This window comes from Desulfovibrio sp. An276 (assembly GCF_002159665.1).
Classification (GTDB): Bacteria; Desulfobacterota; Desulfovibrionia; order Desulfovibrionales; family Desulfovibrionaceae; genus Desulfovibrio; species Desulfovibrio faecigallinarum.
This window is the reverse complement of sequence record NZ_NFJC01000029.1, coordinates 15814-37206: the sequence shown is the minus strand read 5'-3', so window position 1 is coordinate 37206 and position 21393 is coordinate 15814. Positions and strand designations below refer to the sequence as shown.

17 protein-coding genes are annotated in these 21393 nt (G+C 42.8%); all 17 read right to left on the bottom strand.

All coding sequences use genetic code 11. The features are described from left to right. Window positions 1-712, bottom strand: a 712-nt coding sequence (locus B5F76_RS14570; protein WP_162608816.1) for an alcohol dehydrogenase catalytic domain-containing protein, incomplete at its 3' end; no start/stop codon positions are given. Between the two features lie 46 nt (window positions 713-758). Then, on the bottom strand, window positions 759-1463 hold the full coding sequence (locus tag B5F76_RS11055; RefSeq protein ID WP_087354519.1) for an IspD/TarI family cytidylyltransferase: 705 nt from the start codon (window positions 1461-1463) through the stop codon (window positions 759-761). Then, window positions 1460-2614 carry a CDP-glycerol glycerophosphotransferase family protein gene (locus B5F76_RS11050; protein ID WP_087354517.1) on the bottom strand — a complete coding sequence of 385 codons (1155 nt, stop codon included), beginning with the start codon at window positions 2612-2614 and terminating at the stop codon, window positions 1460-1462. The genes B5F76_RS11055 and B5F76_RS11050 overlap by 4 nt, the downstream gene beginning before the upstream one ends. After that, complete coding sequence (gene kdsB, locus B5F76_RS11045; RefSeq protein WP_087354515.1) at window positions 2604-3854, bottom strand: 3-deoxy-manno-octulosonate cytidylyltransferase; 1251 nt, start codon at window positions 3852-3854, stop codon at window positions 2604-2606. Before kdsB ends, B5F76_RS11050 begins: the two co-directional genes overlap by 11 nt. Continuing rightward, the gene (gene kdsA / locus B5F76_RS11040) at window positions 3851-4690 is read right to left on the bottom strand and encodes a 3-deoxy-8-phosphooctulonate synthase (protein ID WP_087354513.1); all 840 of its coding nucleotides are present in this window, start codon (window positions 4688-4690) and stop codon (window positions 3851-3853) included. The genes kdsB and kdsA overlap by 4 nt, the downstream gene beginning before the upstream one ends. Before the next feature lie 8 nt (window positions 4691-4698). Next, the gene (locus B5F76_RS11035; RefSeq protein ID WP_087354511.1) at window positions 4699-6567 is read right to left on the bottom strand and encodes a polysaccharide biosynthesis/export family protein; all 1869 of its coding nucleotides are present in this window, start codon (window positions 6565-6567) and stop codon (window positions 4699-4701) included. An 8-nt stretch (window positions 6568-6575) separates the two neighbouring features. Next, the gene (locus tag B5F76_RS15375) at window positions 6576-8159 is read right to left on the bottom strand and encodes a capsule biosynthesis protein (protein WP_087354509.1); all 1584 of its coding nucleotides are present in this window, start codon (window positions 8157-8159) and stop codon (window positions 6576-6578) included. A 6-nt stretch (window positions 8160-8165) separates the two neighbouring features. Beyond that, on the bottom strand, window positions 8166-8489 hold the full coding sequence (locus B5F76_RS14565) for a hypothetical protein (RefSeq protein ID WP_144268465.1): 324 nt from the start codon (window positions 8487-8489) through the stop codon (window positions 8166-8168). Next, window positions 8476-9141 (bottom strand): ABC transporter ATP-binding protein, encoded by a 666-nt coding sequence (locus B5F76_RS11025; protein ID WP_087354507.1) that lies wholly within the window; start codon window positions 9139-9141, stop codon window positions 8476-8478. The genes B5F76_RS14565 and B5F76_RS11025 overlap by 14 nt, the downstream gene beginning before the upstream one ends. After that, window positions 9138-9935: an ABC transporter permease gene (locus tag B5F76_RS11020; RefSeq protein ID WP_087354505.1), complete on the bottom strand. Its 798-nt coding sequence runs from the start codon at window positions 9933-9935 to the stop codon at window positions 9138-9140. Before B5F76_RS11020 ends, B5F76_RS11025 begins: the two co-directional genes overlap by 4 nt. Then, window positions 9932-10285 carry a hypothetical protein gene (locus B5F76_RS11015; RefSeq protein WP_087354503.1) on the bottom strand — a complete coding sequence of 118 codons (354 nt, stop codon included), beginning with the start codon at window positions 10283-10285 and terminating at the stop codon, window positions 9932-9934. Before B5F76_RS11015 ends, B5F76_RS11020 begins: the two co-directional genes overlap by 4 nt. Next, complete coding sequence (locus B5F76_RS11010; RefSeq protein ID WP_087354501.1) at window positions 10285-11292, bottom strand: KpsF/GutQ family sugar-phosphate isomerase; 1008 nt, start codon at window positions 11290-11292, stop codon at window positions 10285-10287. Before B5F76_RS11010 ends, B5F76_RS11015 begins: the two co-directional genes overlap by 1 nt. 817 nt (window positions 11293-12109) lie before the next feature. Then, entirely contained in the window at window positions 12110-13321 is a 1212-nt protein-coding gene (locus B5F76_RS11005) for a capsule biosynthesis protein (protein ID WP_087354499.1), read from the bottom strand. Continuing rightward, window positions 13321-15333: a capsular polysaccharide biosynthesis protein gene (locus tag B5F76_RS11000; protein WP_239407037.1), complete on the bottom strand. Its 2013-nt coding sequence runs from the start codon at window positions 15331-15333 to the stop codon at window positions 13321-13323. Before B5F76_RS11000 ends, B5F76_RS11005 begins: the two co-directional genes overlap by 1 nt. A gap of 42 nt (window positions 15334-15375) precedes the next feature. Then, entirely contained in the window at window positions 15376-16971 is a 1596-nt protein-coding gene (locus tag B5F76_RS10995) for a WcbI family polysaccharide biosynthesis putative acetyltransferase (RefSeq protein ID WP_087354497.1), read from the bottom strand. Between the two features lie 33 nt (window positions 16972-17004). Further along, window positions 17005-20376, bottom strand: coding sequence for an HAD hydrolase-like protein (locus B5F76_RS10990; RefSeq protein ID WP_087354495.1), 3372 nt, complete (start codon window positions 20374-20376; stop codon window positions 17005-17007). 5 nt (window positions 20377-20381) lie between these two features. Continuing rightward, window positions 20382-21044: an acylneuraminate cytidylyltransferase family protein gene (locus B5F76_RS10985; protein ID WP_087354494.1), complete on the bottom strand. Its 663-nt coding sequence runs from the start codon at window positions 21042-21044 to the stop codon at window positions 20382-20384. Window positions 21045-21393 lie beyond the last annotated feature (349 nt).

The window sequence follows — 21393 nt, the reverse complement described above, 5'->3', positions numbered from 1 at the left end:
ATACTCCCATGAGAAGTAAACTTCCTGTTGGATTTAATTTTTCTATAGCTTGTTTTATTGCACTTTGTGCACCTGATCCACCAACACATTCTATTGCAACATCTATTTTTGTTCTATTTGATACATCAGCTATATTAATTTTTTGTTTTACAAATGAAAAATTTATTAATTTATCATCATGTTTTCCAAAAATAAATAATTCGCATTCTGGTCTTAATTGATTTAATGTTAGAGCCATCATATAAGACATAGCCCCATCACCCCATATTCCAATTTTTATTTTTTTATTAATAGAAATTACTTTTTCTAATTTTCTTAATGCTTGACAACATACACTCATTAATTCAGTAAATACATACGGCCATATTGGATCATTAGGAATAGGTAACAACTCACGTCTATCTAAACACATTATTTCTTGACAAAAACCATCAGCATTGCTCGATCTAAAAAACGCTTCTTGTTTATAGTTACTTTCATCATTTAATGAATCAATTCCTCCAGGTAAGAGAACACAAAATGTACCTGATTTTAGTTCACCAGATGGATCACGTAATATCTCTCCTACTGCTTCATGAAATAAAGCTAGAGGTAATTTTTTTGCTAAAATTTCAGGAGGACGATTTCCTTGATAATATCTTTGATCTGCAGCACATATTGATAAATATCTAGGTCTTACTAAAATATCATTTTTTTTAGGATTTTCTATCACAAAACATGGTAAAAAAAGTCCAGGTCGTATAAGTCTAATAATTTGTTTAATCATAGTTTGCTTCCAATAAAAAATTTGCAATTCTAAGGTCATATTCTGTAGTTATCTTTATATTAAATTCATCTCCTTGTACTAATCCTACAGAACAATTATGCTCTATCAATATTTTTGCTGCATCAGTTACAGTTTCTAAATATTTTTGATCTAATGATTCATATATTTCTAAATATTTTTTTCGTTTAAATGTTTGTGGTGTTTGTCCTTGATACATATTTCTTCTATCTGGGATTTTAGAGATTAGAATTTTATCTTTAGACTCAACTATCGTATCCGTTGCAGGTATTACTGTATCAACAGCATCATATTGTTTTATTAATTTTATATTTTCTTCAATTACTCGTAAAGATACAAATGGTCTAGCTACATCATGTGATATAATTATATCATTATCATCAGTTTTAAAAATTGTTTCTATATATTTTACAGCTTTATACAACGACTCTTGTCTTGTATATCCACCTTCACATATATGTATATTTTTAAATCTTTCATCATTTAAAATATCTTTAGAATGACTCATCCAAATCGTTGGCGCTGCTACAATTATATGATCAATATTTGGACAAGATAAAAATTTATCTACTGTTAATTTTAATATTGGTTCACCACCTATTTCAAGAAATTGCTTTGGTATTGAATGTGCTTTCATTCTTGTTCCTGTACCACCAGCAAGTAATACTGCATAATTCATTGTATTTCTCCTTTCATGATTTTTTTAATAAATAAACATAGTCGTTTTGATGAATTTCCATCACATGCTAACATATATTTATTCCATAAATTTATATAGTTTACTTTTAAATTACGACATTTAATTAAAACATCTACAAGATCACTTTCATCTACACAAATTGTTTCTTTAAATTCTTTATCTGGTAAAAAATAAAGACTTCTTTCATTATTTATATAAATATCAATGTCAGGTATATAAAATATTATTGGACGATTAAAAATCAAAAAGTCAAAAAATATTGATGAATAATCTGTTATTAAAACTGATGCCCGAAACAGTGCCTCTGATTGAGGGACATCTGACCAATCTTCCCAGCCATTAAGATCTATAGGGGGAGGTGCCGTAGGATGCCCACGAAATGCTAGACGAACATTCTCTCCAAGCTTGTAAATTAACTCTTGTCGCAAAAATTTTGCATCTGGTAATTGCGGTAAATTGCGTATATTTTTTCCATAAGTACGATATGTTGGAGCATAAAGAATTGTGTAAATTTTGGGATCAGAAAAATTATATTTTTTAATAATAGAATCTAAACGTGGACTTCCAAAAATTAACATTCTCTCAAACGGCAAATGAAATGCTTTAGCATATATTTTTGCTGTTTCTTCAGAAGTACACACAAACCAAGAAATTCCTCTATGTATTCTTCTAATTCGTTTTTCCTCACTATCTTTATTATAATTTTTTCTTTTAGCATCAAAGCCAATTTTTTTATAAGCTCCACATGCATGCCAACAATGAATTAAACTTGTATTTTTACTAAGTTTTATACGAGCAGATGGTGATGTTGCATCTATAACAATTACTCGTGCTTTAGCTAAAGTTTTTAAATATTTATAAATATTATTTTTTAATTGTATTTGTTCAAGCAAAATATATGGCATTCCTTGTGCGTATAATTCTTTTGACAATGCTGTTATATTACCAAATTTATCATTATCAGATGACGATAATAGAACTATCTTATCCTGTTTAAATATATGTGTTGCTATTATATAGATAATATTTTCTTTTATTCTACGATATATAGAATAAATTTTTTTAGATAGCGATAGTATTTTTTTGAATGAGGATAGACTACTACGGAAGAACGAGACATCATGAGTCATAAGTCCTCTCTGCCTGCAATGCGACAGGTTTTACCTCTAGGATTGAGTCCACCAACTCTCGGAATGCTCCTCGTCCTCCACAGCTTTTCATCACAAAATTCGCCCTATCCTTTACAATCTCAGGCGCATCCCCCACAGTCACAGACACTCCACACATTCCAAAGACTTCCATATCCGGTACGTCATCCCCGATAAAAGCGACTTCCTCTGCTGTGACACCACAACGCTCCATAATCCCTGCCAATGCCATCCGCTTGTCCAGTTGCCCCAAGACAGCTTCGGTTATTCCCAAATCCTCAATCCTTTTTCTCAGCGCAGGGCAATCTCTTCCAGAGAGTATCGCCACCTGTATCCCTGCCTTCTGTAGCAGCCTGACTCCAAGTCCGTCCCTGGCATTGAAGCGCTTGAGGCACTCTCCCTCAGGACCATAATACAGCCCGCCGTCCGTCAGCACTCCGTCAACATCTGTCACAACCAGCTTGACATGCTTCAACCGTTCCAGAGCTTCTGCCATGCGCCGCTCACGGATCACAGTCCGTACTCTTTCCAGATCATCCTGCGTGTCGACCCCGACTCCCATCCTGGGGACCTCAAGCACACGAATTGGAATCCCTGCCTGTAAAAAACGCAGTTGTTCCAGTTTCTCCGCCTGTTCCAGAGGTGAAGCTGGCAAGGAGGAAAAGGCGCGCAAAGCTTCCCGCCTGTAGGCGTAGATCCCGATATGCCCCAAATACTCCCCAGTCTCGTTTGCCTCGCGCACAAAGGGTAGAGGGGCACGGCTGAAGTACAGCGCGTTGCCAGCATGATCACGGACGACCTTGACCAAGTTGGGAGACATGGCTTCTTCCTGGTTTATGGGGGAGCACAAGGTCGCCACCTGCACATTGGCATCCTGTGCAAAGACGTCCAGCAATTTTTCTATGGCCGAAGGCTCAAGCAGTGGTTCATCCCCCTGGACATTGACGTACACGTCAGCGTCTACAGTTTGCGCTACCTCTCGCACCCTGTCAGAGCCCGACTGACAATCGGAAGACGTTACCATCGCCCTACCGCCAAAATCTTGTACGGTTTTCGCAATACGATCGTCATCCGTCGCTACTATGATTTCATCAATATTGTGGACATGGGCGACCATCTCCCAGACACGCTGAATGAGCGACTTGCCGCAAATATCAAGCAAGGGCTTTCCCGGCAGACGGGTCGAACCATAACGCGAGGGAATAACAGCTACAGTTTTCATGCCCTACCCTCCTTTGCCAAGCGGTCAAAAGCCTTCAAGTCAGCGAGTAGCCTTGGTAACTCTTTCAGAGCCAACATATTTGGACCATCACAGGGAGCCTTGTCAGGATCCGGATGCACCTCCATGAAAATCCCGGCTATACCCACGGCCACTGCTGCCCTGGCCAGAACCGGCACAAATTCTCTTTGTCCCCCGCTGCAAGAGCCTTGAGCGCCTGGAAGCTGCACGGAATGGGTCGCGTCAAAGAGAACCGGCGCGCCAGTTTGCTTCATGATCTCAAGCCCACGCATGTCCACAACCAGGTTGCCGTAGCCAAAGCTTGTGCCACGCTCGCACAGACAAATACGCTCATTGCCTGTGGCTGTGGCTTTTGCGAGCACGTTTTCCATCTCCCAAGGGGCAAGGAACTGTCCCTTCTTGATGTTGACTGGCTTGCCCGTGGCAGCCACAGCCTCAATGAGATCCGTCTGACGGCAAAGGAAGGCAGGCGTCTGCAGCATGTCCACGACTTCGGCCACAGGTTTTGCCTGCTCCGGCAAATGCACGTCCGTCAAAACAGGAACGCCCACCTTGTCCCGGACCTCTGCCAGAATGGACAAGCCTTCTGCCATGCCCACGCCGCGAAAGGACGAACCGGAGGAACGGTTGGCCTTGTCAAAGCTAGACTTGTAAACAAAGGGCATGCCGACCTTCGCAAAGATCTCCTTCAAAGCAGCCGCCACTTCGAGGGCATGTATCCTGCCCTCGATCGCACAGGGACCCACAATGCAGAACAAGGGGGCCTTATTGTCCATTTGCCCTATGCTTTTGCCGTGAAATTCAAGCGCAAATCCCATGGCTACTCCTACAGGCCCACAGCGACCTTGACGGCAACTGCCATCTGGTACAGCACTTGGGTCACGTCCTTGACCAGTTGCAGATTCTTGGAATCAAACTTGGGCATGACCAAGATGCGATCCCCAGGCTCAATCTCCTGTCCCCTGGCACGTGAGACTTCACCGTTCAGGCCGACGATCAGGATGTTGCTGGAATCGGCACGGTCGGACAGCCCCCCTGCTCCATTCAAATATCCTTTCAGCTTGAGTCCCTTCTCCCAGGTGACTGCAGTGGGGATGAGCACTTCACCCGAAACATGGACCACGTCGGTTTTTCTGGGGATGATGATCTCGTCCCCTTCTTCCAGAAGGACATCGGAAATCTTGCCGTCTCTGGAGACGACCAGAACGCCATCTGGCTCCATCTGCGAGGCGCGCTGCACAAAATTCTGGATGAGCTCGGCTTCCTTGACGCGGATCTGGGCCTCATCGACGGAGGAGGACGTGGCAGTCAGAGCGCTTTGCTCAAGCCGACGCAAGGCGTCCTGAATAATCACCTTCTGTTCCGCTGCCACACTCTTGCGGCGGATATAGATGGAATTGATGTCCGCAAGCTCTGGTTCCACGGACACGTATTCCAATAGTGTTTTCAGCTTGGTTTCCTTGAGCACAGGAAAACGCGAGGCTCCGTGGATGGCGCCGGAGGCTGCCACCATGATGGTATGTCCACGAGTGTCCGCCACAAATTCCACCCTATCCCCATCCTCAAGACGCAGAGAACGGAAGTCCTTCAAAGTCACATAGACATTATAGGGAGCGCCATTGCGAGTGCCGACCACGCTTACGTGGGAGACGCCGTTCATGGGCATGGCGTAGGTCAACAGATCCCTGCCCCTGGCAGATCCCAAGAATTCGTAGCGAGCTGCCTGACGCAGCATGCCATAGGCAGCCACGGACATGCCAAAGGATTCCACCAATATGGTATCTCCATCCTTCAGGCGAATATTGGGCAGATCGCCGTAGAGAATATACTTGTAGAGATCCACGCGACCTATGGTCTTCTTGCCACGCAGTATCTTGATATTTCTGTAGCTTCCCTGCTCTGGCAGGATTCCCCCAGCCCTGTCCAGATAGGACATGACGGAATCCTGGGGACCACCGGCGTAACGGCCTGGATTTGGCACATTGCCGGCTACATAGACAGCCACAGGCTGGGCGCTTTGCAGGTTCACGTAGATGTTCACGTTTTCCGGGAATACGGCAGTCAGCTTGGAGCGCACAGCCTGGGACAAGGAGCTTTGTGTCAGCCCAGCCACCTGCACTGGTCCCACTTCCGGCAGGAAGATGTTGCCCTGCTGATCCACGAAAAGCACGTCGTCGTAGCTTCTTGCCCCCCAGATGCGGACAGTAATACGATCACCTGGCAGAATGACGTAGTCGCCATTCATGCCGCTGCCATAGGTAGAGGCAAAGTTTCCCTGGAAAAGGTTGGCGCCAAAGGGCTGCAGGCCTAGCGTCAAATCGCCAAGGTAGTGTCCCTGCGCCCAGGCAGGAAGGCCGGACGCGGACTGCTTTTGCATATCCTGGGGTGACATCTGTCCCTGGAGCATCCCAGCCTGACCGTACTGGCCAAATTGCCCATACTGACCAGGAAGTTGTTGCCCCTGCTGATTTGCCTGTTGGTAGCCGGAAGGCAGATAGGATGGAGGCCTTGTAGCCGGCATGCCTTGTATGCCCCCGTTTCCGCCGGGATTGGGGTTGCCGGATTTGCCCATGGTGCCACCATAGGTGGCCTGACTGGTTGCCTGATTGGCGGTCTGCTGCGGAGTGACTACCGCAAGGACAGGACTTGCCAGTGTCAGCATCAGGATGAGGGAAAGGAGAAGTTGGCTTTTCATGGCTAATATTAAAATCCCGCGTGCTCGCGCACGGCAGCGATAATCAGAGAACAAATCCCAACGATCACGAGAGCGCCTACAAACACAAAGAGCGTAAATAGGAAGGGACGTGGGTAGAGAGATTCATCGGGCAAGACAGGAACCTGGAAGGCGACCACGTAGCGGGACTGTGCCTCGGCCTTCACCCTGGCAGCCTCCAGCGAGGTCATGGCGGACACAAGCTGCTGACGGGCAAAATCGCTCTCGATCTGCAGATCCTCGTATTCTCCGGCAATGGAAGTCATACTCCCAGACTTGGCCTCGCCAGCCAGACGCAATTTTTCCGCCGCAAGCTGCTTTTCTACCGCGGCCAAACGAGCCCTCAGTCCCACCAAAGCCGGAGCGTCCTTGCTCATGTAGGTGGAGGCCTCGGCAATCTGAGCCTTGGTCTTCACCACTTCGCTTTCCAGCTCACTGACAATGCCCTGCAGGCCTCCGGCGGTACTGGTCGGATCCAGCATGCCGCTGCGATCCCTGAAATTCCGCATGGCTTCCTGGGCCTTGCTTACCCGTCCTTCTGCAGTTTTCACCTCGCGCATGGCGAGGGTAATGGCGTCATCCTGAGCCCTGCGGCTCATGGCGTTGACAAGGGCCTCGCTCTTGGCGAGCACTGCTTCCGCAAGCTTTTTGGCTACGTCTGGCTCGTAGGCCTTGACGCTCAACGCGACTATGCCTGTTTCCGGATCCAGGGACGGCTTTACAGCCCATTGCCAATAATCAAGGCGTTCATCGCGCGTGGCGTCCGACTCAAGACGGCTTATGATGTCGTAGTCGTGGCTTGCGAAGTGAGCAAAGATGTGCAGTTCCTTGTCTACTGCCTCCATGATGTCCGGAGACTGGATATACTCGGTCACGATGTTGACATCCGTGCCGATGGTGGAGCCCGCTGGCAACAGCATTGAAGCCAGTCCGCCGGTGTCAATCACGCCGTTCTCGGCCCCACGCACCGCGAAGCGGGCTTCCGCTATGTACATGGGGGAAGCCCACAGGCCGAAATAGATAAGAGACAGAAATGTCGGCACAAGCAGGCAAAAGAGCACAAGCTTCATTCTAGGGGACAGGCGCGAGGTTATCTTCTCGACAGTCGTGACTACCGGATGAGCAGTCAGGATCAGATCGGGTATGACAAGCTTGCCTCCTCGACTGGTGGCAGGCTTCCCATCCTCTTTTTTCTCAAGGTCATTTCCTGCACTGGCAGAGGGAAGGTTCCGCTTGTCCTCACCAGCAGACTTTGCAGGAGACCCTGCATTAACCTTGGTCTGTGACTGGTCCGCAACAGACTTCTCGGCCCCAGTAGGCTTTGCTGTGGCCGCTGCCGGCTTGTTCGCTGGCTGTGCAGGAGCCTTGCCTTGCGCGGCCGCTGCAGGCTTTGCTGGAGATGCGGTTGAAGACTTCGGCGTTGCCGAGGCCTTGGGCTGAACTGGAGACGCAGCTGTAGCGGCCCCCACTGGCCTTGCTGTTGAGGTCGCGGACTTGCTCACTGTTGTAGATTTTGCGAGCGCAGCAGTTTTGGCGTCGGGCTGGACAGAAGTCGCAGTAGTGCCTGCGGGCATTGTGGATTACTCCTCTGGCTTGCTCACTGTTGCAGGCTTTGCGACTGAAGCCGCAGCCGAAGCCCTGCCTTGCGCAGCTGCCGCAGGCTTTGCAGGACTTGCTGTTGGAGTCTTCGGCGCGTCCTTGGGCTGAACTGAAGACGCTGCTGTTTTATCAGCCAGTGGGGGCTTTGCCGCGGCCACTGCAGGCTTGCTCACAGATACCGGCTTTGCGGGCGCAGCGTTCGGAGCCTTGTTCTCCCCAGCTGCCACAGCCGCAGGCTTCACAGGCGCAGCTGACGCAGCTTTGACTGCCTCAGAAGCCGTGATTGTCTTGTTAGTGTCCGGCATTGCATATCCCCGTATACACGCGCAGAGCGTCTGTCAGTTTGTCATACACAGTCAAAATACCATTGTTCAGAACAGCCGCGCTGTCACAATTCTTGCGGATGGTGGCGACGCTGTGAGAGACGACAACAAGGGTCGCGTGCGCCTTGCGCTCCGCAAAAAGCTTCTCAGCCTTGGCCCTGAAGGAGGCATCGCCAACAGACCAAGCCTCGTCTATGAGGTAGAAATCAAAGCCTATGGACATACTGAGGCCAAAGGCCAGCTTGGAGCGCATACCTGAAGAATAGGTTTTCACGGGCATGTCCATGTAGGGGCCAAGCTCTGTAAAGTCCTCCACAAAATCCGTCACTTCCTGGATGTTCGCGCCGTAGATGCGGCTGGTGAAACGAAGATTCTCCCTTCCTGTCAAACTGCCGTTGAAACAACCGGAAAAACCTATGGGCCAGGAAACTCGTCCCTTGCGAACTATTGTGCCTCTATCGGGACGCTCTGTGCCGCTGATAATACGGATAAGCGTAGATTTTCCCTGTCCATTCAAGCCCAAGATCCCCATATTTACACCGGGACGAAAGGTGATGCTGACGTCGTAGAGGACGTCCTTCACCTTGCCGTGGGGCAGACGATAGGATTTATAGATATGGGAGAGCTCAATCACTTGATTTCCCTCCCGCGAGCATAGCGCTCAAGAAGCAGGCCAAGACTGATGGAGACAAAGCACCACACGAGTATGTAGCCTATGCTGTACATGGGGGGAGCGCAGGAGGCCGAGAAGCCGTAGCGCTGCCACTCGATGATCTGGGCCACGGGATTGTACAGAAGAGGTTCCGAAAAACGGGCAGGCAGCTCGGACACCTGAAAGAACAGTCCAGAGGCAAAAAAGAGAAAACGCATCAATATGGGGACAAGTCTCTCCAAGGTAGTCCAAAAACGCGCTAGGGAGGCGAAAATCAGCCCCACGCCCCAGCCAAGCAGAGGCGCCACGAACAGGGTGGCTGCAAGGGATTCTAGGTGGCGCAGTTCCACAGGCTCACCCAAGGCAACACCTATAGAAAGAAGAATGCCAGCACAAAGGAGTTGGGTGCCCCAAACCACGATGAGCCTTGCGATCATAAGGTCTAGTTCCGTCACTTGGGGAAAGGTCAACAATGCCTGATTGGCACGCACAGCGGTCATACAGCGCACTGCAGTATCACTGAACATGTACCAAGGGATAAAGCCGCAGAGCATAAACACGGCCATGCCCATGCCGTGGGGCGCGTGTGCCCCGAGAAATTCACGCATTCCCCAGAAGACTGCGATATTGAACGCAGTCTGGATGATCGCCCAAAGATACCCCAGCCTGGTATTGCCGTAGAGGGTGTGTACCTCGCGCATGGCAAGGGCGTAGATCACCCTGCCCTGCACTGTGAGGGCAGACGAAACTGACGGTGTGGGAACTGCCTGGGTCATCTCGGCATGTTGTCAAAAATGGTGGGGATGACGCGCCAGCCATGCTCTTCCTGGCAGACTGCTGCCCTGTACTGCATGGCGCCCTGGACGATATTGATGGGGCGGCACTGGTTGCCAAGACCCGAGATATAGGTTGAGCCGGCAGTCACGGTGACAGCGCCGTAGGGACTTTGGGCAAAGGGCTGTGCTACACCATTGGGAAGCCCGGCCACCTGTTCCGCAAAGGTAGGCGTCGGGGGAACCTCTGATTCCAACGCACTCTTGCCAGAGCCACGCAGGGCGCAGGCAGGCAAAATGATGCAGAGAGCCAGCACCAGCGCAAGTCTGGGCACAAGAATAGGCATACGCATTATTCTACCCCCGCGCGCAGGCAGTCGTGCACATTGAGGATGCCAACAGGCCTTTCATCCCTGGTCACAAAGAGGGAGGTGATCCTGTTTTTCTGCATGAGCCTAAGCGCTGCCACCACAAGGGCAGATTCGGGCACAACAACCGGTTCACGAGTCATGACTTCGCGTGCCTTCTTGTCCATGAGCCCGGGCCCCATGTGACGGCGCAGGTCACCGTCCGTAATAATGCCAACAAGGTGCTCGTTCTCAAGAACACCGGTCACCCCAAAGCCCTTGCCTGTCATGGCGCACAGGACCTCGGACATGGGACTTGAGCCTGAAAGAAGAGGCATCTCGTCGCCTGTGTGCATGATTTCTCTAACAGTGAGCAGCTTGCGTCCCAGGGAGCCCCCAGGGTGCCAGCGATGAAACTCCTCTGGCGAGCAGCCGCGGCGGCGCATCAATGTCAGGGCCAGCACGTCGCCCAGGGCCATCTGCAATGTCGTGGAGGTGGTGGGCGCGCAGTCCAAAGGATCCGCCTCCGGCACAAGGGGAAAAAGCAGGGTATGGGTCGCGTGTCTTGCGAGCATGCTGTCCGCGTTGCGGGTGATGGCTACGAGGGGCAGGCTTCTGCGAACCGCGTACTGCACGATGTCCTGCAGCTCGCTCGTATTGCCGGAGGAGGAGAAGGCGATGACTGCGTCACGGGGCGTGAGCATGCCCAAGTCACCATGGCTTGCCTCGGCCGGGTGGATGAAATAGGCGGGCGAGCCGGTTGACGCCAGAGTAGCCGCAACCTTGCGGGCCACATGCCCACTCTTGCCCATGCCGGTGACGGCTATGCGCCCCCTGATGTCATAGAGGCAGTCCACCACCTCGCAGAAAGCGGGGGTGAGCCCCTGCGCCATCAGAGTCAGGGCATGAGCCTCCTGTTGCAGGACGGAAGTGGCAAAAGCCACTTCATCCCTGCTTTCCTGCTTGTTTGCAGGACAAAGGGCCTGAGTGCCCGGTTCAATGAGCTCTGACATACGGATACTTTCCCCCCACAAAGAGCACGCAAGACCAACTTTCTGGTACGCAATGCTCTGTATGATTGACAGTTATACTGTCAGTAAGCGGAAGTTCACATCATCCTAAGCAAGAGCATGGGAACAATGTATTTTATTCACTTGGAGCAGGTTTGATCGAACGTTTTTTCAAGCGGGTGTGAGGTTGCAAATATGCCCCGTTAAGTGTATGCAACAGCAAAGTTCAACTGACAGTATAACTGTCAATTTCTCGGGCACTCTTTCCTGAAACTGGCTTTGCACATGTCCCCCAAGGTAAGGTTTAATGGGGCAAGTATCTGTTTTCTCAGATGGACGCAGGTTGTGGCTTGGATCTTTCTTAACAAGGCAGAAAAGACATCTTGTGTGCTGTGACCTGTACTCTCTTCAGATTCTGTGCTCACTCTTGAGATCAACGATTTTCTGAGCACACGAAAAGCTGAAAGCTCACACGTAGACGCTTCTCTGCATTGTCAGAGAGAGGTAGTTCCTAGAGAGTGGTAAATCGCAATTGGTTTTTCTGGGATAGACATCAAAAATATCAGTCACTTAGGAGAGCAATGCCATCGTGAGTTACCACTCTCAGTTCCTGAATGATGGCATCCATCAAAAGACAGCGCAGATGCCATGGGTAGTTTATGAAGACGTAGCTGTTGAACATTCCGCGAGAGCCTTCCGTGCCTTGCAGCGTAATGCGGCAAAGGGGAACAGACCTAGCCGTACGTACAACACGAGACCGCCAAAGCGGTTTGTCAGAACGCATGCTGAAGATGTTGCGCAGACTTGCCAGCATCTATCATCAATCCAAGTCCTTCCCCAGTCTGTGCAAGATTCCATCAATGGCCGTGTCGATCCCCTCCGGGGTGTAGAAATTGCCGTTGACAAGGGCATGGGTCTTGAGCACACGTTCAAAATCCGCCAGGGCGTCCCTTTTGGGCGCCCTTTTTTGTTGCCAGAAATCGTCCAGGGACATCTGCTCGCTGTTTATGGCAAGACCCTCCATGGCGTAGATGGCCGTGCCCACGCAGTACACGGGCTTGCCCAGACGCAGGGCCGTTATGCCAATGGTGGAATTCAGCACAACTACCCCAATACTCTTGTCCATCATGCGGTTGGCCTTGGCTCCCTCCACAAAGTGGACGCGCTCGCGTATCCCGCAGGCCTTGGCAAAGGAGTCAATGAAGGTGGCGTAGTCGATGAGACCGTTGTCCAGGGGGTGGTTGCGGATAATGATATGGGTGTTTCCCGGTGCTGCGGAAGCAAAAGAAGTCAAAACGCAGGCTATGGCCTCCTTCATGCCGCTGTAGGGAGAATAGCGTCTGACCTGCGAGTCCGAGTCCAGCTGCAGGGGAAAGAGAAAGTAGGGAGCACGGGAGCGATAGGCAGCCTTGAGCTCCTTTGCCGAGCGCTTTTTTCTGCGGGCTCGGGAAAGGACACGCAGAAACCACCCCCATACCTCGTGGCTCGCGCACTGCGGACGATGGGTCTGGAAATGCCAAAAGAAGGGCCACATGAATATGGTCCCGGCGTAGTGCCCTATGGCCATCCAGGTCTTGTAGACCTGGGGGTTGCCGAGCTTTTTGGGAACGGCTGGAGTCGGACAGGTTGCGGCAAGACGAGCCATCTCCTCCCTTGTCCCGGGCAGGGAGGAGAGGCCGTTGACACCACCGGATTCCATGGTGATGTAGTCCGGGCGAAGATACCCTTCCTCGTAGGCCCAGACCCTGAGGCCTCGAAGCTTGGCAAGAAGAATTGCTTCCCTATGCAGGGGACGCCAATCCCCAAAGACATGGAGGTCAGTTACTTCTTCCCTGTCCATGAGCTCGGCTATCCAGGCTCCCCAGAAGACGTTTTTCTTGTGAAAGCGCTTTGTGTTGGCCAGGGGCCAGTCCCACACGTCGCCGCCGCAGGAGTTGACACGGATGACCCTGTCCCCCTGCTCTCGCAAGGCGCTTCCCAGTCTGCGGAAAAAGGGGCCGTGTGGCCCCTGGAGGAAGAGATGTGTTTTCATCAGCCTCTCCGGCGCAGTTTGTTGCGTATGAAATTGACAAATCTGGCCCAGATACGGCCACGCATCTGTCCGTTGGGCTGCAGCAGACGAAAACAGACATCCTCCGCCCTGCAAAAGTTTTCTGTCTGCCAATCGTAGTAGGTGGGGTACAATAAGAGAGTGCCCGCCACTAGCTCATCCAGCGTGAGATGCGCTGTGCGCCTGGGAAATGTCTGCGTATCCTCTGTAAGCCCCCAGCCCGCATAGAAGGGACCGCCATAGGTACAGACTTTGACGCCACGCAAGAGAGCCTCAAATCCTGTCTGTGAAGTCAAAGTGTGCACCTCGTGTACCTTGGGTAAAAGCTGCCCCATGGGATAGTTGCGCACAATGATGTCTGCGTAACGCAGGGCAATCTCCTCCGCTATGCGTCCTTTTCTGTTTCCTCGCTCCACATCAGGATGGGGCTTGTAGATGATGAAGGCATCGGGCCTTTTCTCCCTAGCCCTTTGCAGGAGAGACAGATTATCCATGCCAAAGCCGCCCTTGCGCACAGAGGCGTCATCCTCCACCTGACCTGGCACAAGAACTATTGTCTTGTCCTCCGGAAGGTACGGCAGAGAGATGTCTGTGAGGCCTGTGTTGTACTTGGTCAATCCCTTTTCCAGGATCAGAGAACGCAGGGAAGCTGCTCGAGCAAGCAATACGTTGTGGTCTGGATGGTCTGGAAGAGTATTGAGGAGGTCTTCCAAACCGCTTGGCCGCGTGGGATCGTAGTAGATCCCCTTGCGGTCCACCACCAAGGAATAAGGCCAGTTGAAATCAGAGCCCAAGCCCACGGAACGAATAAAACCATCCTCCATGCGAGCCAAAGCCACGGACTCCCTATCACACTGTTGCTGCAGCGCATCGGTCACAGCAGAGGACCAGACAACAACCTCCCCTCCCCTAGCCTTGGCCTGTGCAATGGCTCGTTTGGGATTGCGGAAGAATGCTGTTTCCCCTCCGGTGGATTTCAGATAGGCCAGGGCGTAGGGCTTCTTCCACCAGCGAAAGCCAAGGCAGGCGTGAAACGTGCGGTTGCGCTCGTTTTGCCTGCGCTGCTCTGCCAAGAGGCTGATAGTCTCGTGGACATCGCAGCGCTCTTCCCGGATGGGATTCACGTAGCGAGCGTAGAGCATATAAGCTGCGGCAAAGACATCCTCTAGACTCCGCCTCCTGGTTCTGCGGGGACAGATTTGCTTGTCTATCGTTAGTCCCCATCCTGCATAGAAAGGCATGCCAAAGCAGTGCACTTCCTTGCCGAGCATGAGAGCCTCAAAGCCCATCTGCGAAGTGACTGTGTAGACCACATCCGCCTGTGCAAGTAGAGAGAGGGGCGAACAGTTAAGCGAGATGATCTGAACGCCACGACTTTTTGCATAGTCAGCTAGAAAGCCATGCTTCTTCCTTGCTATAACGTCTGGGTGGGTTTTGACTTGGATACTGTCACGAGGATACAACGATAGAACCTCGTCCAGCATGGCCTTGAAGCTAGCTTCAGATGCCATGCCAAGAGAGACACTGGCGTCTCCCACAGTCTGATCGAGAACCAAGACATGAGGACTTGGAGCATTTCCCCAGAGGTCGCTGGAGATATCTGGAGCGTGGTTGTACTTGCTTAAATGGTAGCGATTGATATCCTTCATTGCGCGGCGAGCTGAGTCCAACAGAGCTGGGTTCTCCCAATCTGAAGAGTTAAGAAGATTTTCCAGATCCGAAGGCTCGGTTGCATCGTAATAGATGCCTGTATGATCTATCACTAGGGATAGTGGTTGCACTCCCGAGCAACCAAGATCAAGCGAGCGCAGAAAACCATCTTCAAGGGCTATATAGGGGAGATTGTGTTGAGCTGCATAACGTCGTGCTTTGTTAGCTGTAATTTTATGTCCCCAACCAATAGTAAAATGGTATATATCGTTATTGTTTTCTTTGTATTTCAAAAAAACTTTTACTATATGTAAAGGTATTTTTTTTGAAAAATATATTATCACAGCAAATATTTTTTATTTTTATGTAAAAATATTATATATAAATTAAAAATCTTCAGGATTTTTAATTGACCATTCTATATTTGATTTGATACAATTGGCAGGAGTTCCTGCTAAGATAGAATTTTCTTCTTTAAATTTTTTATTAACAATGCTTCCAGCCGCTACACAACAACCAGAAGGAATATATGTACCTTTTAGTAATGTAACGCCATACCCAATCCAAACATGATCACCAATATATACTGGCTTATTTATATTTACTATATTTTTATCTTTATTAAAGATTGTATGTCCATCAGAGCACATGATTTTTACCTTATCATCAAAAATACAACCTTTTCCAATAGTACAAAAGTTATGACCATATAGATTAATTTTAATCTCATCTCCACAAATACAACAGCCATCATCAATGAAACACCCCCCCCCACAATGAAATTTATTACTTATAAATAAGTTCCCAAAACGAGAATTGCCAATATGAATATATCCATTTTTATGTAAACGAAAAATCGATTTATTGAATATAGCTTTTTTATGGATCCATATAAGATTACCAGTTCCATCAAATATAATAGATAAGCCAGGTATATCTTTGCATGAGGAATTAGCAGGATAAGTCATTTGTTTTTCTCCCCAGATAACAACGTTAGCCTCTGAGGAAAATTCATTATATCCTGTAAAGAATTTTTTCAATTCTTCAACTTTTTGTTTACTCCGCTCACATGGAAGTAGTTTAATTTTTCCAGAAAAAATATCGTTTACTCTATCAATTCCAATACTATCTTTACCTGGGATATTTGAGCCGGTAGCATGGTCAATATATCGGAGAATATACTGCTCAAATGTATTACTTTCATTATAAAATGCATAGCGACAATCTGATGTAATAAAATTGAGTCCTAAGTGTTTTATCACACTAGGATATATAGGAACATGAATATGATGTGAAAATGGAAATAAATCATTATAATCACATGAATCACTACGAATTTCTAGTAGACTAAGTATACTATTAGCTAACCATATAAAATAATCGCGTGTTGGATGGTTTACAGTTACGCAGATCTGTTTACTTGTAAGATACTTTCGAATCCAATAAACAGATGGTATATCTATAAGAAACTGTTTTTCTCGCTCTTCAAGTGTAGAAAGTGTTTTTTCTACATTTGAAATCACAGTTTTATAGTCATAAAAGTCAGGATCAGATAAAATTTTAACAATATTATCATTAGATATACCGGCAGACAGGAGCTTATTAATATTTTCATCACCGTAAGGAAAAATACCAGAAGGAGCAATAGAATATTTTTTATTAGGACGAATCACAGGATTATATATATGTTGAGGAAAATATGCTGAAAGCCAAAAATTTGGTATGGAAATACGTATACAATCAGATCTTAATTTAGAACATATTGAATCTGTACAAAAAAAAGGATCAAAATCATGAGAAATATGCTGATATATAAAACAATCAAGTGATTTTAATGTATTATCATCAAGATATGTTTTATCTTTTATATATACATCCTTTATCTTAATTAATTCAAAATATTTAACGAACTCAGATTTCTCCAAAAAATGTTCAAGATGAGTATGTTGACAATTTCCATAAATCATACACTTTTTTTTCATTATTATGTCCTTTTATAATAATAATTAAAATTTTTATTTTTTTAGAAAATTTAAATAAATAGATCTTCCTTTATCCCATATCTTACGTGTTAATTGTGTTTTATAAAAATATCTTTTACAAAAAATAAATATATCTCGTTGCGTAGGATATGCCTCCCATAATTTTTTATTATTGCCGAAAAATAATTTAAGCATACTTAACCTTATATATTTAATAAAGCTACATTGTGTAATTTTAGACAAAGCAGTATTATATATTTGATTATTTTGATAGTTTATAGTATTTTTATTAACTGAATTAATTTTTGTAGCAATAATAGATATTTTAGAATTTTTCCATAATGGATCATATCCTTCGTATTTAAGAAGCAATTTTGTATCTGTAGTATGGGCACATAGCCACGACATAGGGAATATATAACTATCAAATGATTGGCTATTTAAATATTTTATTTTTTCATTGAAAATATTTATGTAATCATTACAAAATATATAAATATAATTTTGTGTAGATAATATTAAATTTAAATTTTTATCAATATCATTAAGTTCAATATCAGGTTCTATTTTATCATTTATATATTTATAACCTTTACACGTTGATATTGTTGCATCAGATAATAATAATTCACAAAAAGCAGGAAAAACTGTATTGATACCATGCCTATAAGGATTAAGAGTTTCATGTAAATAAGCAAAAATATTATTATGACATTTATATTTAACTTTTCTAAACACATATAAATCGATATCTACCCCTAATAAATCAGATATTATATCTCGACTTGTTCCTCTTGCTCCTAAATCAAACATTGCTACATTTTTATTTTCTATTATATTATAAAAATATTCTTTTATGTTTTTTATTTCATTACTAAATTCTTTTTTTTCAAGATATAAATTTACAAATTTAATAATTTTATTAAAATTATTTTTAATATCATCATTATATTTTAAATTAATAGATTTTAGTATTTTTTTAGTGTTTTCATCATTTTCTATATTGATATTAAATACTTTTTTTAAATAATCTTTTACATTTAATTGAGAATTATATAATGTTAATAATGTCATTCTTCTAGGATTATCTGTATATGCTGGTAGAGTTGATGTTCTTGAAAGATAAATATATTCACTTTTAGGAAGACTGTTTTTATATATTACTTTATTTATTAAATTATAAATATCGATTATTATTCTACTATCTCTTGATGTAAATAATACTTTATCATATTTTTTATTTTTAATATTATCAATTAACCATAATGTTAAACTTAATACAAACGGTCCTAAAATATAATATCCTAGAAGAGCAAACGAATTATTAATTATAGTACTTCTATCATATAAAATAAAGGGGTTATCAAAAATTTTATTTGCGATTAATCCAATATGAAAATTAAAATTTTTAGTCATTAAAAAATTCAATACTTGTGGATCAAATATTTTAGTTTGTTTTAATTGTTCTATAGCTTTTGGATATAAAAAAGGAATTATACCCAAATCTTTAGAACGTTCAATATCAGATTTAATGTTATCTCCGATAAAAATTGTTTCGCATGGATTATATTTTTCTTTCTTTAATATATAATTAAATAATGAACCATTATATTTTACATTGTTTACTTCACATGAAATATACAATTTCACATTTGATAGTTCATAACCATTTTTTTCTAAAATATTACGAATTACTATTTCTGGGAGATACATATCAGATGCTATAAAAATATTTTTCCCGTGGAATTTAGCTAAATTAAAATAATTCTGAATAGATTCCCGGGGGAAAAGCATCTGCTCTTCAATATTTAACTCTAATTGCTTTATTTTAGCTATTATTTCATCAGAAAACCCAGTATTATTTTGAATTTCTTTATATATATCATCAAAAGAAATCTCAATTTTTCCTTGTCTAGCAATATTTTCTGCTGCAATACGACTTTTAGAAAAATTAAAACTTCTTAATCCAGTTATTTTATATACATCTTCTTCTATTAAATCAAATATATCTGATGATTTTATTACTGGCCTATACAGCATTGTATCAAAAATATCAAATCCTATATTTTTTATTTGTTCATTTAACAAGTATCCAAGTAAAATTTCATAGTTAGTTTGATTATAACAATTAGCAAATGGAACCTGCACCAGTCTAGCTTGACAAAATTGAGCTGTATAACCTTGAATTGTTGATAATGATGGTAACCAATCTAAATATTGTAATTTATTTTCTATATTATATTTAATTTTTTTTAAGTATAAAAAACTATTTCTACAGTTATGTAAAAACCGTGTATTTACTTTATGTGTAATTATATATTTTAAAATTTTATAAGTTAATTGTTGATATTCATATGTTATTTTTTTTCCATTATTTAACCAATATGTTAATTTATCTAATCTATCAAGAGAAAATTTTGCATTAGGACTTTTACCAAAGCTAAATACAGGTACACCAATAACCATAGCAGGCATAAATATATTAGAATAAACATTTATTATAGCATCAACATATGGCATAACACGCAAAGTTATATTTGGATCTGACTCTCTATATTTTGATATATTTATGATACGTTGATTTTGTTCCAAAAAATTAATTTGTTCATTATCTAAGTGATGTTTTGAGTATACAATAGCACAATCTTCTGGAATTATTTTTAACAAATATTGAAGAACTTCAGAATTTGATGTGAATCCAGAATAATATTTAAATCTCAATGAAGGAAAATTTCCTGCATAAAGAATTAAATATTTAAATTTATGCTCAGGATCTAAAAATTCTCTGTTTATTTGTGTTTTAAATAATATATGTCTTTTAAAATTCAAACTAAATTTATTTATATCAATTATATCTTTTTCAGATAAAAATGATTTATTAATTTCATTAAAAAATATATCTGAATATCGTTTTTGTGATGTAGACACATTATATATTATATCAACATTTTGTTCAATTCGAGAAAAGCCAGTATGTGTACCTTCTAAAAAAATTGCGTTTGGAAAAATTTCATAAATTTGTTCTATACAACTTTCCCAATAAATTATAAAATCTGGAGATAAATTTTTTAATTTTTGATATAAAAAGTTTTTAATTTTTTTATTTACTTCATCATTAATCATTTTAGACATAATCATATTGATTGTAATGTTATTAATATTTAATATACCTTCAATTTCACTTTTTGAAATATTTATTATTTTAACACCGGTTTCTTTCAAATGTTCTTTTATGTTTCTTTTATTTAATATTATATCTAATCCAACAAAATAAACATTATTTTTTGTTTTTTTTAAATATCTTCCCAAATAATCTGCATTTAAATCATTTTTTGCTACAAAACTTCTATCATCAAACTCATTATCCATATCAATAAATGGATCCATATAATAAATAATATTCATATTTATTATTCTCCATATTTTATTTTATAAATTTCTGATGCTATATTAAAATCTTCTTCTGTATCAATATCTACTAATGTTATATCATCAAATGTAATAAGATATGGATTTATACCTATATGATATTTTACAGTTTCTATAGTTTGTCGTTTTAAAATAAAAGAGGACCATAATATTTCATATAAAGGAGGTAATTTTTGTGATACTTTATGCCAATATCCAAAATTAAAATTTAAAGGTATTCCAAAATTATTTATTATATGATGTCTTACTGTTTTTACAGCAATCATGCTATCATAACTATCTTTTATATCATTCCATTTTTCAATCATTATATCAAATTTATCAAACAATGGTTGTGTAACTTGTACCCACATTATATCTTCATTATCATTAGGAATTTGCTTTAATATATTTCCAATTAAATCTGGTTGTCTTATATTATTTCCTGTTAAATGATATGGACGTTTTAAAAAATTTGCTCCATATTTATTAACCAAAGGAATTACATCGTCACTTTCACTTGATATAAATATTTTATCACACTTTATACATTTTAATAATTGTTCCATTTTTATATCAAATAGACTTTTTCCTTTATAAAATGGTCTTATATTTTTTAATTTTACTCTAGTTGAACATAATTGAAGAGGTATTATTATTTTCATTTTATTTCCCTTACAATATTTTCTTTTAAATATTATGAAATTCTGACTTCATATTTATAAAAAATATTAAGTAGACAGTTTATTTATATTTCTATATACCTTAATTTCATCCAATTATATATGATACAACATAATGTCTTCAAATAAAAATTTAGTATATTAATCTATTTTTTTGATATTATATTCTAAATATATTATTATTTATGTTTTATTTGTAAAATAAAAATATTTTAAATATAAATATTTTTATAATATTATTTTGTAACATATAACAATAAAAAAATATTATTGACTTTATTTGACACATAAACATTAACAGATATAATTGACTAATAAAAATTAAGGTATA

Excerpts from the sequence above, each read along its gene's own strand:
- B5F76_RS11055 (WP_087354519.1), bottom strand. The coding sequence starts at position 1,463 with ATGAATTATGCAGTATTACTTGCTGGTGGTACAGGAACAAGAATGAAA.
- B5F76_RS11050 (WP_087354517.1), bottom strand. The coding sequence starts at position 2,614 with ATGACTCATGATGTCTCGTTCTTCCGTAGTAGTCTATCCTCATTCAAA.
- kdsB (WP_087354515.1), bottom strand. The coding sequence starts at position 3,854 with ATGAAAACTGTAGCTGTTATTCCCTCGCGTTATGGTTCGACCCGTCTG.
- kdsA (WP_087354513.1), bottom strand. The coding sequence starts at position 4,690 with ATGGGATTTGCGCTTGAATTTCACGGCAAAAGCATAGGGCAAATGGAC.
- B5F76_RS11035 (WP_087354511.1), bottom strand. The coding sequence starts at position 6,567 with ATGAAAAGCCAACTTCTCCTTTCCCTCATCCTGATGCTGACACTGGCA.
- B5F76_RS15375 (WP_087354509.1), bottom strand. The coding sequence starts at position 8,159 with ATGCCCGCAGGCACTACTGCGACTTCTGTCCAGCCCGACGCCAAAACT.
- B5F76_RS14565 (WP_144268465.1), bottom strand. The coding sequence starts at position 8,489 with ATGCCGGACACTAACAAGACAATCACGGCTTCTGAGGCAGTCAAAGCT.
- B5F76_RS11020 (WP_087354505.1), bottom strand. The coding sequence starts at position 9,935 with ATGACCCAGGCAGTTCCCACACCGTCAGTTTCGTCTGCCCTCACAGTG.
- B5F76_RS11015 (WP_087354503.1), bottom strand. The coding sequence starts at position 10,285 with ATGCGTATGCCTATTCTTGTGCCCAGACTTGCGCTGGTGCTGGCTCTC.
- B5F76_RS11010 (WP_087354501.1), bottom strand. The coding sequence starts at position 11,292 with ATGTCAGAGCTCATTGAACCGGGCACTCAGGCCCTTTGTCCTGCAAAC.
- B5F76_RS11005 (WP_087354499.1), bottom strand. The coding sequence starts at position 13,321 with ATGAAAACACATCTCTTCCTCCAGGGGCCACACGGCCCCTTTTTCCGC.
- B5F76_RS10995 (WP_087354497.1), bottom strand. The coding sequence starts at position 16,971 with ATGAAAAAAAAGTGTATGATTTATGGAAATTGTCAACATACTCATCTT.
- B5F76_RS10990 (WP_087354495.1), bottom strand. The coding sequence starts at position 20,376 with ATGAATATTATTTATTATATGGATCCATTTATTGATATGGATAATGAG.
- B5F76_RS10985 (WP_087354494.1), bottom strand. The coding sequence starts at position 21,044 with ATGAAAATAATAATACCTCTTCAATTATGTTCAACTAGAGTAAAATTA.